Source organism: Avibacterium sp. 21-594 (assembly GCF_026226815.1).
Classification (GTDB): domain Bacteria; phylum Pseudomonadota; class Gammaproteobacteria; order Enterobacterales; family Pasteurellaceae; genus Avibacterium; species Avibacterium avium.
In genome coordinates this window covers 1,526,784-1,539,379 of sequence record NZ_JAKKOC010000001.1, presented here as the reverse complement: position 1 = coordinate 1,539,379, position 12,596 = coordinate 1,526,784, and the positions used below count along the sequence as shown (strand labels likewise).

The window sequence follows — 12,596 nt, the reverse complement described above, 5'->3', positions numbered from 1 at the left end:
TTTTGCCCCCATTTTTATTTATAACTGGAAAAGTGCGGTGTTTTTTCTAATTATTTCTCCGCCAAAATCACCGCTCTTTTTGGCGCAGGGTAGCCTTCAATGGTTTTGCTATGATCGTTTGGATCAAGAAAATCAATCAAGCTCTCATTTTCTAGCCATTCGGTTTTACGTTGTTCTTCAAGGCTGGTTACCGCCACATCTACACAGCGCACATTGTGGAATCCGCTTTTTTCTAGCCATAAAATTAAGGCCTTGACTGAAGGGATAAAATACACGTTTTTCATTTTGGCGTAGCGATCTTGCGGCACAAGCACGGTGTTTTCATCGCCATCAATGACTAAGGTTTCAAGCACCAATTCACCGCCAGCTTTTAGCTGATTTTTCAATTGTGCAAAATGTTCAAAAGGCGATTTGCGATGATATAACACACCCATTGAAAACACGGTATCAAACACGCCTAAAGGCTGCATTTGCTCAATGCCAAGGGGGATTAAATTGGCGCGGCGGTCATTATTTAGCAATTTACGCACCGTTTCAAATTGGCATAAAAATAATTCAGTAGGATCAATACCCACTACCATTTTTGCCCCTTCGCCCACCATTCTCCACATATGATAGCCACTGCCGCAGCCTACATCTAAAATCACGCGATCTTTGAGTGGGGCAAGGTGTGGAAGCACACGATCCCATTTGAAATCAGAACGCCATTCGCAATCAATATGAATGCCATAAAGATGATAAGGCCCTTTGCGCCAAGGCATTAATTGCTTGAGATGATAAATAATACGCTGACGCTCGCCTGTGCTGAGTTCAAAATCGCCCTCAGATTGCACCGCACTTTTTAAATTAATCTGATTGGCGTGCAAATCAGGCAGAAAATCCACAATTTTTGCCCATTTCGCATAATCACCGTGTACGTGTTTTTCCCATTGTTTGAGTTGTGCGGGTAAGGTTTCCAACCAAGCAGAGAGCGGGCTTGTTGCGATTTGTTGATAAAAAGGGCGAAAATCAATCATTTTTATTGTCATCAGGTGTTAAGCTTCCAAAGGAAGCGATAAAGTTTGAGAAAGGTCACATTTTACCTGATTTGCTACTATTATTCTATGCGCCTTTTGGTTAGACTAGCCAACAGCGTAATCAATTTAATAGTAAGTATGGAAACCGTAGAATTATTAGTTAATGTTACCCCAAGTGAAACCCGCATAGCCCTTGTGGATACAGGGATTTTGAAAGAAGTGCATATCGAACGCCAAGCCAAACGCGGCATTGTTGGCAATATTTATAAAGGGCGAGTAACGCGCGTGCTGCCCGGAATGCAATCGGCTTTTGTGGATATAGGCTTGGAAAAAGCAGCATTTTTGCACGCTTCTGACATTGTTTCGCATACAGAATGTGTCGATGAAAACGAGAAAAAACAGTTCATCGTCAAAGACATTGCGGAGCTGGTGCGTGAAGGGCAAGATATTGTGGTGCAAGTGGTGAAAGATCCCCTTGGCACGAAAGGCGCAAGGCTGACCACAGACATTACCCTGCCTTCTCGCTATCTCGTGTTTATGCCAGAAAACAGCCACGTTGGCGTGTCGCAACGGATTGAAAGCGAAGAAGAACGTGCGCGCTTAAAAGATCTGGTATTACCGTTTTGCGATGAATTAGGCGGCTTTATTATTCGTACGGCGGCGGAAGGGGCGCGAGAAGAAGATCTGCTGCAAGATGCCGAATTTTTAAAACGCTTATGGCGCAAGGTAATGGAGCGCCGAGCAAAATATCCAACACGTTCAATGCTTTATGGTGAACTTGCACTTCCGCAACGAATTTTGCGTGATTTTATTGGCGTTAGTTTAGAAAAAATCCGCATCGATTCCCACCTTTGCTTTGAGGAAGTGAAACAATTTACCGAAGAGTTTATCCCAAGTTTAACCAACAAATTAGTGCTTCATTCTGGGAAACAGCCCTTATTTGATGTCTATGGTGTGGAAAATGCTATTCATACTGCTTTGGACAAGCGTGTTAATCTCAAATCGGGCGGTTATCTCATTATCGAACAAACGGAAGCAATGACCACTATTGACATTAATACCGGCGCATTCGTGGGGCATCGTAACCTTGAAGAAACCATTTTCAATACCAATATTGAAGCCACCAAAGCCATCGCTCAACAGCTTCAGTTACGCAATCTTGGCGGTATTATCATCATTGATTTTATTGATATGCAAAAAGAAGAGCATCAAACCCGCGTGCTGGAATCCTTACAAGAAGCACTGGCAAAAGATCGTGTAAAAACCAGTGTGAACGGCTTTACTCAGCTCGGTTTGGTGGAAATGACACGCAAACGCACTCGCGAAAGTTTAGAACACGTTTTATGTGATGAATGCCCAGAATGTAGCGGACGTGGACGGGTGAAAACCGTAGAAACCATTTGCTACGAAATTATGCGTGAAATTATCCGCGTACATCACCTTTTCGACAGCGAAAAATTTGTGGTGTATGCTTCAAGAGCCGTGGCGGATTATTTGATCAACGAAGAAAGCCACGGACTCGTGGCAGAATTAGAAGTATTCGTTGGCAAACAAATTCAAATAAAAACCGAAGTGTATTACCACCAAGAACAGTTTGACGTGGTAGTAATGTAAAACTTCACCAAAAAGCACCGCACTTTGTTTGCAAGATAGATTAAGGCAGATCAAAGTGCGGTCTTTTTTTATGAATTTTTTGCTATAAGCCCTGCGGAATCAGTATTCCTTTCTTGCACGATTTGATAAATTAGCGTAAATTATCAATGTATCATTTGATGATACATTAACTATTTTGTGAAAGTGAGTAAAGCAATGAACATCAAAGTTGAAATCAAACAGTGGGGAAATAGTAAAGCCGTGCGTTTGCCAAAGGATTTTGCTGCTGCAATGAATTTAAATGCGGGAGATATGTTGGAATTTGCGCAAGTTGATGAACAAACTATTAAAGTTGTTGTGCTACCCAATCCAAGCAAGGTAAAGAAAAAAAGATTAAGCCTTGCGGAACGTATCGCAATGACATCGCATAAAACGTTGCCTACTTGCGATGAATGGGATTCTATTGAACCCGTGGGAGGCGAAGTTTAATATGGTAAAATCGCCCTTTGATCGTGGTGATATTATCTCGGTGTGTTTAAATCCGACGGTTGGAAAAGAAATTCAAGGAGAACGCAGACCTGCGTTAGTGCTGAGTAGTCGTGCTTTTCATCAATTGGGTTTTATGAAAATTGCGCCGATTACACAAGGTAACGCTGAAATGGCAAGAGAAAATGGCTTTGCTGTTACCTTAAGCGGTACAGGCTGTAAAACGCAAGGTATTATTCTAGCTTATCAAACAAGAACCATTGATTTTAGACATCGAGATGCGAAGAAATTAGAATCTGCACCAGATTATATTGTGTCAGAAGTTCAAGATATTGTGGAATCCATACTCAGAGATTAATATTATGGTTTAAGCTGTTAGCTTGACTAACAGCTTTTTTATTTTTAATGATGATTAAAACGAGAAAACAATGCTAAATAAAGTAACCCAATCCCTACTTGCGCCGAGTCAGTTGGCAACGCAAGATTTAATGAATGTGTTTAACCTAATGGATCACCGCAATATTGATTATGCGGATTTATATTTCCAGCTTAGCCAAGATGAAAGTTGGGTGTTAGAAGACGGTATTATTAAAGAAGGCGGTTTTCATATTGATCGCGGTGTGGGCGTGCGTGCGGTGAGTGGTGAGAGAACCGGCTTTGCTTATGCGGATCAAATTAACTTGGCGAGTCTGCAGCAATGTGCCAATGCAGTGAAAGGCATTGCGCAGCCTACGCAGCAAAGTTTTATTTTACCACAGCCGTTCACACCAGTTTCTGCGGTTCAACGCTATGCGGCGATTAATCCACTGGAAAGCCTCAGTAAAGAAAAGAAAATTGAATTATTGCATTTGGTGGATCGCACCGCGCGTTCGGCTGATCCGCGTGTTACCAAGGTTTCTGCTAGTTTAAGTGCAATTTATGAAGAAGTGCTGATTGCTGCCACTGATGGCACATTAGCTGCGGATATTCGTCCTTTAGTGCGCTTGTCTATTTCAGTCTTGGTGGAAGAAGATGGCAAGCGTGAGCGTGGTGGCGCAGGCTGCGGCGGACGCTTTGGATTAGATTGGTTCTTTGAGATAGACAATGGCGAAATGCGCGCAGTGGCGTTCGCAAAAGAAGCGGTGCGACAAGCTTTGGTGAATCTTAATGCGATCCCAGCACCTGCTGGATTAATGCCTGTTGTGCTTGGTGCAGGCTGGCCGGGCGTGCTATTACACGAAGCGGTCGGACACGGCTTAGAAGGGGATTTCAATCGTAAAGAAAGTTCCTTATTTACGGGCAAAGTGGGGGAGCTGGTAACTTCACCGCTTTGCACCATTGTTGATGATGGCACATTGCCAAATCGCCGCGGCTCGCTCACCATTGATGATGAAGGCGTGCCAAGCCAATGTAACGTATTGATTAAAGACGGTATTTTGCAAGGCTATATGCAAGACAAAATGAATGCGCGCTTAATGGGCGTTGCGCCTACGGGCAATGGCCGCCGTGAAAGTTATGCCCATTTGCCAATGCCAAGGATGACCAATACTTATATGCTTGAAGGAAAAAGTAAATTTGACGATTTGATTGCTTCTGTAGATCGTGGCATTTTTGCACCGCACTTTGGTGGCGGCCAAGTGGACATTACTTCAGGCAAATTCGTGTTCTCAACCTCTGAAGCCTATTTAATCGAAAATGGCAAAATCACCAAACCAGTCAAAGGCGCAACCCTTATCGGCAGCGGTATTGAGGTGATGCAAAACATCTCAATGGTGGCCGACAGCGTAGAAATCGACCACGGCATCGGCGTATGCGGCAAAGAAGGCCAAAGCGTACCCGTTGGCGTTGGCCAGCCTGCATTGAAGATTGAAGAAATTACGGTAGGTGGGACGAGTTAGTCATATTTTTCAAAGTAATTAGCCTCTATTTTTAGAGGCTATTTTTTTATTCTTCTTTATGCGCTTTCCATTTCAACATTCGCTCTACTAAATTAAGTAGTTCAGCGCGTTCATAGCCATCTAATCCTTTTAATAACTGTTCTAATTGTCTGGCTTGATCCATAGAACGATTACTACTATTTGTTAATAAATCTGCAATTTCACAGTGAAATATTTCAGATAATTCTAATAAACGTAAAATATTTGGAACTGATTTCCCACGCTCCATTCGAGAAACAGCATCATTACTAATTTCCAAAATTTCTGCCAACTGCGCTTGAGTCAATCCTACTGCTTGGCGGTATTTTGCTATGGCTTGTCCTACATTGAGTAGTAGCTGCTTATTCTTATCCAGCATTATTTTCTCCCTTAAAAGAGAGAAATAATAGATATTGACTTCTATTCATAAATAGCACAATATACTTATACTAGATGTTAAAAGTCTAATTTTGGGGCGGAAAAATAATTTACAAAAAAATAAAAAAATTTTTAGCTCGACACAACCTGACGTAAGTCTTACTTAAAACTTATTTACAATAGCTTTCAATCAATAACCAAACCGATTTCTAAGTTATGACAAAAAGTAGTAGAACCAATCAGTTAGCTCAACGTATCAGTGCTTTGCTTGTTGATCTCAATATGGGAAAGCGTGTTGATATTAATCAACTGGCAGAACGTTTTGAAGTTTCTATCCGCACTTTACAGCGTGATATTAATGAGCGATTAGATTTCCTCCCTTGGGAAGAACTTGGCCCAAGATTTTATAAATTAAACCGCCAAAAGTTAGATATTTTAACGGAAGAAGATATTCAACGCTTTGCCCTTTTTGCAAGTATCTCCAACCTTTTCCCAAGTGTTGATAAAGCTTTTTACCAAGAAAAACTCACACAATCTGTGCAAGTGAAAGGCTTTCAATATGAAGATATTTCACATCTGAAAGCTCAGTTTGATTTACTTAATCAAGCCATTCACGAAAGTAAAAAAATCTCTTTCAAATATAAAAAGTTATCAACGAATCAAAACAGTTTTTATCAGATTTCCCCTTATTTACTCACAAATAAAAATGGCATTTGGTATCTGGTTGGTACGGATAACAATCAAAATGATAAACAAAAAACCTTTTGTTTTACCCAAATTAGCCAGCTGGAAGTACTAGCCGAGCATTTTATTCCTAATCAACAGTTTATTGAGCAAATTAAAAACAGCGATTCGCTTTCTCACGGCAATGTGATAACAGAGGTCGTGATTCAGATTTCCGCCTTTGCAGCACCATTTTTCTTACGCCGTAATTTATTACCAAATCAAAAGCTATTACACAAGTTAGAAAACGGTGAATTGTTATTGGCTTCAGAAAATGCCAATCCCCTAGATATTCTGCCCATTGTGCAATATTGGATTCCACATCTCTCTATTATCAGCCCGCAAAACTTGCAGGGAGAATTGCAAAATAACTTGGTACAGTATTTGAGTAAGATGGAAAGTAAATAGGAGCAATACAAATGAAGCTGACTTCAGTAAAGTTGGAAACATTAGATAGCCAAACATTGAATAATTTAATTCAAAATAAAGTAAGTTTTTCAGTAAAAACAGAAGATTTTATGCGAGATATTGATCGTATTGAATATTTAATCGAAATGAATGGCTTTACTTGCCGAGTCTATACGGAAAACCGTGCTGCAGGAATTGGGGCAGCCATATTTTCTGGTATAGGAACATTAATTGGTACTGCGACTGCTATTGGTATTGCAATTCATAATATCGCTACCTACAACCCAGATTTTGAAATTGGTAGAGACTTTATGAATAGTCGAATCAATGTAAGTTATAAGAAATAAGAAGATTAAGGGGAATGTTATGAGCTCCAAAAATAAAGATAATTTGTCTTGGGAAAATTTAGAGAAGAATACGATCGCAGGTGCCACTGCTGAAACTGTATCAAGATATGGTTCCGCTGGGGCTGAATTTCTTAAAGGCTTGAGAGGAATTGATTATGAAACCGGGCAGAAATTTGACCGTAGCTTACTAGATATTTCTGAATATGCTGGAAACAATATAAAACAGCAAGCAGGCTTTTCAGCTGAAATTGATAGTGTAAGTCGAAAAAATGCCGAAGCAATTATTGAAGGAAAAGCAAATAGATTTAGTAGAAGTGAAGATATTTCAAGTTATGGCAAAAATCATAATGTGGTAGATATTGTTGAATTACTGGACGGTAAGGAAATTTCTACTTCTCAAATGAAATTTGTTACGGATACAGATAAGTTACTAAAGAGAATAGCTTGTGGTGAAGGTGGGGGGAAAAATGATTATTCACGCTATATGGGAGTAGATAAGTTAGAAGTTCCTACTGAGCAAGTTGAAAAAATGAAAGAGACTTGCCGACAAGAGGCTAAAAAGCTTACAGAACAAGCTAAAAAACTTAGACAGAAGGGAGATCTAGAGAGAGCAGCAAAGCTTGAAAGTCAAGCTAAAAATTATAGTCAGTTAGAAGGAAAAATAGCAGATTCTGGATTAACTACAGATGAAGCTATTGCACTTCGTTTAAATCCTACTTGGGAGACAGCAAAGAATATTGCAGCAATTAGCCATAGAGCTGGAATAGAAGGAGCTAAATTTGGGGCAGCTATAGGAGGAGGAATTTCTTTAATTAGTAACATTGTTTCTGTTTATTCTGGAGATAAAGAATTTTCGGACGCGCTAACAGATGTATCGTTAGATACATTAAAAGCAACGGGTGTTGGTTATGCAACAGGATTTGCTGGTTCAACAATTAAATCATTGATGCAGCAATCACAACATACAGCATTGCGTAGTCTGAGCAAAACAGGATTACCAGCAATGATTATTTCTGCTTGTATTAGTACGGGGAAATCAGTCAATAAGTTTATTAATGATGAAATTTCTCAATCTGAACTTATGCAAGAAATGGGATTAACTGTTTCAAGTATGCTTTCTGCATCTATGTTTACGGTCTTAGGGCAGATGGCAATACCAATTCCTGTTTTAGGCGGACTAATCGGTGGAATGGTAGGTAGTGCTTTGGCAGGTACTTTTTATCAGGGGTATTTTGCAGCATTACAAGATGCCAAACTTTCCGCTAAACGAAGATTAATGTTGGAAATTCAGTGTGAGGCTTCTATTCGCTTAGCTAGAAATTATCAACAACGCTTAAATCAATTGTTTACAACAAAACTAATTCAATTAAATAAAGAAAGTAAATCATTATTTTCTATATTGAATGATTCTAATATTTCTGCTGATGATTATTGCGATGGTATTAATCGTTTTGCTGAAGTATTAGGAAAACAACTTACTATTCGTAATATAGCAGAGCTGGATTCGGCAATGCTTTCTGATAAACCTCTAATAATTTAGGAGAGAAAAATGTTTTTAAATCAATTATCTGATCAAGGCGCAAGAACGCTTTTTTTAGAATTAGCAGCGATGGTTGCAATGATTGAAGGAAATAAACAATCCATGGCAAAACAAGTAGCTGATAATATGAAGGGACGTAAAGATTATATTAGTCCTTATGCAACGTTTATAGATGATTTAGAACTCATTCGTTTGGAAGAGTACACTAAAGAATTATCATATCATGTAGATGAGTCAGATGATTTTCATGATTTTTTATATGATATTTTATCCAAAAAAGGAAGATATTATAATTATCTTGGGCGCGAAGAAGAAACTTTGAAGTCTCTTTTTAATAAGGGTAAAGAAAAGATCTTAGATGAATATAAAAATAATTCTAATATAAAACAAGATATTCTCAATAAACTTGTTGGTGAAGGGATTGATCTATTATCATTAGATAAAAATGTAATGGAAAATCTTATACTTGAGCTTGCAGAGATAAAAATGCAGGTTTTTCTTCAAGTATTAGAATATTTAGTGAAAGAACGAGCATGTATTTCTAGATTAACAGAAAAAGACAAGAAAATTATTATTTTTGAGTTAATTGGAATGGGGTTGTCTAACAATAACTTAGATGAAAAAGAATTTTTGCTAATCCAAGAGATTGCAAAATTATTTGATATAGATGCTGAATACCTTGAAGAATTTAAGGATTTGGTCAAGGTCATCTATAAAGTTCAAAAAGAAGCTTCAGATTTAATTAATGAATAAACAATAGGAGAATAGAAAATGGCAGTTCCATTAATCGCTGTAGGTATTGGTGTTGGATCTGGATTGCTTGGAGCTTATAAAGGTTACAAAGCAATTCGTGATAATAATAAAGCTGGAGAGCTTAATGATTCAGCAGAAAGCATTGTAAAATGGTTTGAGGTCAGAATGAATGAGGTAAGAATTGGATGTGAAAAAACTTTGACAGAATTAGGCCAGAGAAAAGCTGATACATTATCAAATAATGTAAAACATTTTTTAGAAACGTTTGAGCAAATTAAAAATGTTGATTTTGCTCATGAGGGGGATTTGGGAAATTTAAATCTTAAAGAATTCAGCCATACCACATTACAAGAAATGGAGAAACAAGTATCTTTTATTGTTTCTTCGGGGTTAGGGGCAGGAACAGGTGCGGTAGCTGGTGCATTAACAGCATTTGGTGCATATAGTGGTACTATGACATTTGCCGCTGCAAGTACAGGAACTGCGATAAGTTCATTAAGTGGTGCGGCAGCTACAAATGCTACCTTAGCTTGGCTGGGCGGTGGAAGTGTTGCGACTGGTGGACTTGGTATGGCTGGTGGAGCAATGACTCTTGGGGCATTAGCCGCAGGTCCTGCGTTGGCTATTGCTGGCTGGTATATGGGCGCGCAGGCAGAGAAAAAACTAAATGAGGCCTATAGTAATCTTGAAGTCGCTAAGCAATTCGCAGCGGACGCGAAAACAACAATAACACTGACGGAAGGGATTTCTAATGTCGCAAAATTATCTATTGATATTCTCTCTAAATTAAGAGCCAAATCTCGTCGAGCTTTAAATGAATTAAAATTAGTCATTGAAGATCAAGGTATTGATTATTCATCTTATAATCAAGATGCTAAATTTACAGTTATGAAAAATGTAAAAATTATGCAATTGATTAAAGCAGTGATTGATACACCTATTTTAGATAAAGATGGAAATTTATTAGGTGATAGTGAGACTAGTTTAAGAAGTATTCTTAGCACTGTTAAGCAAGACTTTGATGGAGGAGAAACATTTACTTTAAGTAAATAAGAAAGGCCGCCTGAGTATATTACTCAGGTGGTATATATCTGATATGGCTAAATTATCTGATTTTCCTTGTTCCTCTTGCGGCAAGTGCTGTGAGAGAATTGGTTTGAATGAGCAAACAAAGTTTTTAGATCGAGGTGATGGAATTTGTATGAACTTTGATCAAAATACAAGGCTGTGTAATATTTATAATGATCGTCCCTTAATTTGTAGAGTAAAAGATTATTATTTAGCACATCTTTCTGAACAATATTCTTGGGAAGAGTTTGTTCGTTTAAATATTGAAGTTTGTGAAATATTACAGAAAGAGTAAATGTAAAATATTGACCCTATCCCAAATTCTGTGTAAACACCCATTTCAACTTAACGGTGATCGTCGAGGCGATCACCAAAATCAATCATAAAACGATTCATTGCCTGTTTCCAGTTTTGAATCGGCATTGTCCATTTCTTTGACGCATCTTTCATCGCCAGCCATATTACCTTGAACACCGACTCATCCGTCGGGAATACATTGCGTTTTTTAATGACTCGCCGAATCACGCTATTGAGTGACTCCACCGCATTGGTGGTATAAATCGCTTTGCGAATATCCGACGGATAATCAAAAAATGTCGCGATATTCGCCCAATTCTCCTCCCAACCTCTCGCTACAAGCGGGTATTTTTCCTGCCATTTTTGCGAAAGTGCGGTCAAATTCTCGCGTGCTTGCATCTCCGTCGGGGCTTGATACACCTGTTTTAAATCCGCAGTCACCGCCTTGTAATCTTTCCATGACACATATTTCAAACTATTACGCACCAAATGCACAATGCAAAGCTGAATCTTGGTTTGGGGATAAACGGCATTAATGGCGTCAGGAAAGCCTTTTAAACCGTCCACACACGCAATTAAAATGTCTTTTAAACCGCGATTTTGCAGCTCTGTTAGCACGTTTGCCCAGAACTTCGCGCCTTCGTTTTCGGCAATCCAGAGTCCGAGTAATTCTTTATGCCCCTCCAAATTCACACCCAACGCCACAAAGACGGACTTGTTGATAATCCGCCCGTCTTGACGCACTTTGACCACGATGCAATCCAAATAAACAATCGGATACACCGCATCAAGCGGGCGATTTTGCCATTCCAAGACGCGCTCTTTAACCGAATCTGTCACGCGAGAAATCAAGCTCGTTGACACATCAGCATCATAGAGTTCTTTGAACATTTCGACGATTTCTTGATTGCTTAAGCCTTTGGCATATAAGGCGATAATCTGCTCGTCCATTCCGGTAATTCGGGTTTGGTTTTTCTTGATAAGCTGCGGTTCAAAGGTGCCCTCACGGTCACGAGGGGTATCAATTTCCATTTCACCCTCATCACACATCACAGTTTTGGACGTATAGCCGTTACGCGCATTTTTGCCTTTTCGTGGCTGATGTTTTTCATAACCAAGGTGGTCAGTCAGTTCCGCGTTTAGGGCTGCTTCGACCGTGATTTTTTTGAGCATTCGAGAAAACTGATTAAGGTCTTCCGGCGTTTTGAGGTGTTTGGCAAATTCTGCTGCCAAGGCGTGGAGTTGTTTTTCGTTCATAATAAAATACCTGTATCTAATGTATTATCTCAGAAACAGGCATTTACACAAATTGTGGGAGAGGCTCAAAATATTTACTCTTTATCTTTTTAAGATATAACTAAAGATAAAATAAGGATCAATAGATAATGATTAATCTTTCTAATCTTACCACTTACTTCAAACAAACCCGCGATTCCCAAAACTATTCCGACAACTTCAAACTCCGTATTCATCGTGCGTTAAGTTGGTTAAAACAGGCAGAGGAAACGGCGGATTTAGACACCAAATTTATTTTTCTTTGGATTGCGTTTAATTCGGCGTATGCAAAAGAAATTAAAAATTTAGAGAACAAAGAGCGGGCAAATTTGAATGAATTTTTATTGCGAATTTGTGCTTTAGATGAAGATCAGCAAATTTATGATTTAGTCTGGAAAAATTTCTCACAATCTATTCGCTTACTGACCGATAACAAATTTATTTTTCAGCCGTTTTGGCATTTTCATAATGGCAATATCACAGAAAAAGACTATCGAATTGCCGAAATGAATGAGCGGGAGAAGCTCCTTTCTGCCTTAGAAAATCGGAATACTTCTCGCATTTTAGATGTATTGTTTAGTCGCCTTTACACTTTGAGAAATCAAATTCTTCACGGTGGATCAACCTTTAATAGTTCGGCAAATCGTGAGCAGTTAAAGGTGAGCAGTCAAATTCTTTCGTTGTTTTTACCTGTAATGATTGAAATTATGATGAAAAACCATAATGAATTGGATTGGGGTAAACCGTTTTATCCGTTTGTGAAAGGTTGATTTTATATTCAAAATAATTGATTAATTATTCATTTTGAACTATGCTA

14 protein-coding genes are annotated in these 12,596 nt (G+C 38.8%); 11 read left to right on the top strand and 3 right to left on the bottom strand.

What is annotated here, in order from left to right:
• Positions 1 to 50: 50 nt before the first annotated feature.
• Positions 51 to 1,016 carry a tRNA 5-methoxyuridine(34)/uridine 5-oxyacetic acid(34) synthase CmoB gene (gene cmoB, locus L5B76_RS07285; protein ID WP_265755539.1) on the bottom strand — a complete coding sequence of 322 codons (966 nt, stop codon included), beginning with the start codon at positions 1,014 to 1,016 and terminating at the stop codon, positions 51 to 53.
• Positions 1,017 to 1,154: 138 nt separating this feature from the next.
• Here cmoB and rng point away from each other — a divergent pair, with 138 nt between their 5' ends.
• From rng to tldD, 4 genes are all read left to right on the top strand, one after another.
• On the top strand, positions 1,155 to 2,630 hold the full coding sequence (gene rng, locus L5B76_RS07280; protein ID WP_265754863.1) for a ribonuclease G: 1,476 nt from the start codon (positions 1,155 to 1,157) through the stop codon (positions 2,628 to 2,630).
• 195 nt (positions 2,631 to 2,825) lie between these two features.
• On the top strand, positions 2,826 to 3,098 hold the full coding sequence (locus L5B76_RS07275) for an AbrB/MazE/SpoVT family DNA-binding domain-containing protein (protein ID WP_126371645.1): 273 nt from the start codon (positions 2,826 to 2,828) through the stop codon (positions 3,096 to 3,098).
• A gap of 1 nt (position 3,099) precedes the next feature.
• Positions 3,100 to 3,453, top strand: coding sequence for a type II toxin-antitoxin system PemK/MazF family toxin (locus L5B76_RS07270; RefSeq protein ID WP_265754861.1), 354 nt, complete (start codon positions 3,100 to 3,102; stop codon positions 3,451 to 3,453).
• A 70-nt stretch (positions 3,454 to 3,523) separates the two neighbouring features.
• The gene (gene tldD, locus L5B76_RS07265) at positions 3,524 to 4,972 is read left to right on the top strand and encodes a metalloprotease TldD (protein ID WP_265754860.1); all 1,449 of its coding nucleotides are present in this window, start codon (positions 3,524 to 3,526) and stop codon (positions 4,970 to 4,972) included.
• 46 nt (positions 4,973 to 5,018) lie between these two features.
• Here tldD and L5B76_RS07260 read toward each other — a convergent pair whose 3' ends face one another.
• Positions 5,019 to 5,369: a helix-turn-helix domain-containing protein gene (locus L5B76_RS07260; protein WP_126371639.1), complete on the bottom strand. Its 351-nt coding sequence runs from the start codon at positions 5,367 to 5,369 to the stop codon at positions 5,019 to 5,021.
• Between the two features lie 215 nt (positions 5,370 to 5,584).
• On the opposite strand from L5B76_RS07260, the gene L5B76_RS07255 reads away from it, so the two are divergent.
• The 6 genes from L5B76_RS07255 to L5B76_RS07230 are packed head-to-tail and all read left to right on the top strand — an operon-like array spanning position 5,585 to position 10,502.
• Positions 5,585 to 6,499, top strand: a complete 915-nt coding sequence (locus L5B76_RS07255; RefSeq protein WP_265754858.1) for a helix-turn-helix transcriptional regulator — start codon at positions 5,585 to 5,587, stop codon at positions 6,497 to 6,499.
• 11 nt (positions 6,500 to 6,510) lie between these two features.
• Positions 6,511 to 6,846, top strand: coding sequence for a hypothetical protein (locus L5B76_RS07250; protein ID WP_265754857.1), 336 nt, complete (start codon positions 6,511 to 6,513; stop codon positions 6,844 to 6,846).
• Between the two features lie 19 nt (positions 6,847 to 6,865).
• Positions 6,866 to 8,386, top strand: coding sequence for a hypothetical protein (locus tag L5B76_RS07245; protein WP_265754856.1), 1,521 nt, complete (start codon positions 6,866 to 6,868; stop codon positions 8,384 to 8,386).
• A 9-nt stretch (positions 8,387 to 8,395) separates the two neighbouring features.
• Entirely contained in the window at positions 8,396 to 9,139 is a 744-nt protein-coding gene (locus L5B76_RS07240; RefSeq protein WP_265754855.1) for a hypothetical protein, read from the top strand.
• An 18-nt stretch (positions 9,140 to 9,157) separates the two neighbouring features.
• Positions 9,158 to 10,192, top strand: coding sequence for a hypothetical protein (locus L5B76_RS07235; RefSeq protein WP_265754854.1), 1,035 nt, complete (start codon positions 9,158 to 9,160; stop codon positions 10,190 to 10,192).
• Between the two features lie 43 nt (positions 10,193 to 10,235).
• Complete coding sequence (locus L5B76_RS07230; protein ID WP_265754853.1) at positions 10,236 to 10,502, top strand: YkgJ family cysteine cluster protein; 267 nt, start codon at positions 10,236 to 10,238, stop codon at positions 10,500 to 10,502.
• Between the two features lie 50 nt (positions 10,503 to 10,552).
• On the opposite strand, the gene L5B76_RS07225 is transcribed toward L5B76_RS07230, so the two are convergent.
• Positions 10,553 to 11,761 (bottom strand): IS256 family transposase, encoded by a 1,209-nt coding sequence (locus tag L5B76_RS07225; RefSeq protein ID WP_013745008.1) that lies wholly within the window; start codon positions 11,759 to 11,761, stop codon positions 10,553 to 10,555.
• Between the two features lie 128 nt (positions 11,762 to 11,889).
• Here L5B76_RS07225 and L5B76_RS07220 point away from each other — a divergent pair, with 128 nt between their 5' ends.
• Entirely contained in the window at positions 11,890 to 12,549 is a 660-nt protein-coding gene (locus tag L5B76_RS07220; RefSeq protein ID WP_265754851.1) for a HEPN domain-containing protein, read from the top strand.
• Positions 12,550 to 12,596 lie beyond the last annotated feature (47 nt).

Coding starts and splice junctions, on each gene's coding strand:
- L5B76_RS07260 (WP_126371639.1), bottom strand. CDS start 5,369: ATGCTGGATAAGAATAAGCAGCTACTACTCAATGTAGGACAAGCCATA.
- L5B76_RS07235 (WP_265754854.1), top strand. CDS start 9,158: ATGGCAGTTCCATTAATCGCTGTAGGTATTGGTGTTGGATCTGGATTG.
- L5B76_RS07225 (WP_013745008.1), bottom strand. CDS start 11,761: ATGAACGAAAAACAACTCCACGCCTTGGCAGCAGAATTTGCCAAACAC.
- L5B76_RS07270 (WP_265754861.1), top strand. CDS start 3,100: ATGGTAAAATCGCCCTTTGATCGTGGTGATATTATCTCGGTGTGTTTA.
- L5B76_RS07230 (WP_265754853.1), top strand. CDS start 10,236: ATGGCTAAATTATCTGATTTTCCTTGTTCCTCTTGCGGCAAGTGCTGT.
- L5B76_RS07220 (WP_265754851.1), top strand. CDS start 11,890: ATGATTAATCTTTCTAATCTTACCACTTACTTCAAACAAACCCGCGAT.
- L5B76_RS07255 (WP_265754858.1), top strand. CDS start 5,585: ATGACAAAAAGTAGTAGAACCAATCAGTTAGCTCAACGTATCAGTGCT.
- L5B76_RS07250 (WP_265754857.1), top strand. CDS start 6,511: ATGAAGCTGACTTCAGTAAAGTTGGAAACATTAGATAGCCAAACATTG.
- cmoB (WP_265755539.1), bottom strand. CDS start 1,016: ATGATTGATTTTCGCCCTTTTTATCAACAAATCGCAACAAGCCCGCTC.
- tldD (WP_265754860.1), top strand. CDS start 3,524: ATGCTAAATAAAGTAACCCAATCCCTACTTGCGCCGAGTCAGTTGGCA.
- L5B76_RS07275 (WP_126371645.1), top strand. CDS start 2,826: ATGAACATCAAAGTTGAAATCAAACAGTGGGGAAATAGTAAAGCCGTG.
- rng (WP_265754863.1), top strand. CDS start 1,155: ATGGAAACCGTAGAATTATTAGTTAATGTTACCCCAAGTGAAACCCGC.
- L5B76_RS07245 (WP_265754856.1), top strand. CDS start 6,866: ATGAGCTCCAAAAATAAAGATAATTTGTCTTGGGAAAATTTAGAGAAG.
- L5B76_RS07240 (WP_265754855.1), top strand. CDS start 8,396: ATGTTTTTAAATCAATTATCTGATCAAGGCGCAAGAACGCTTTTTTTA.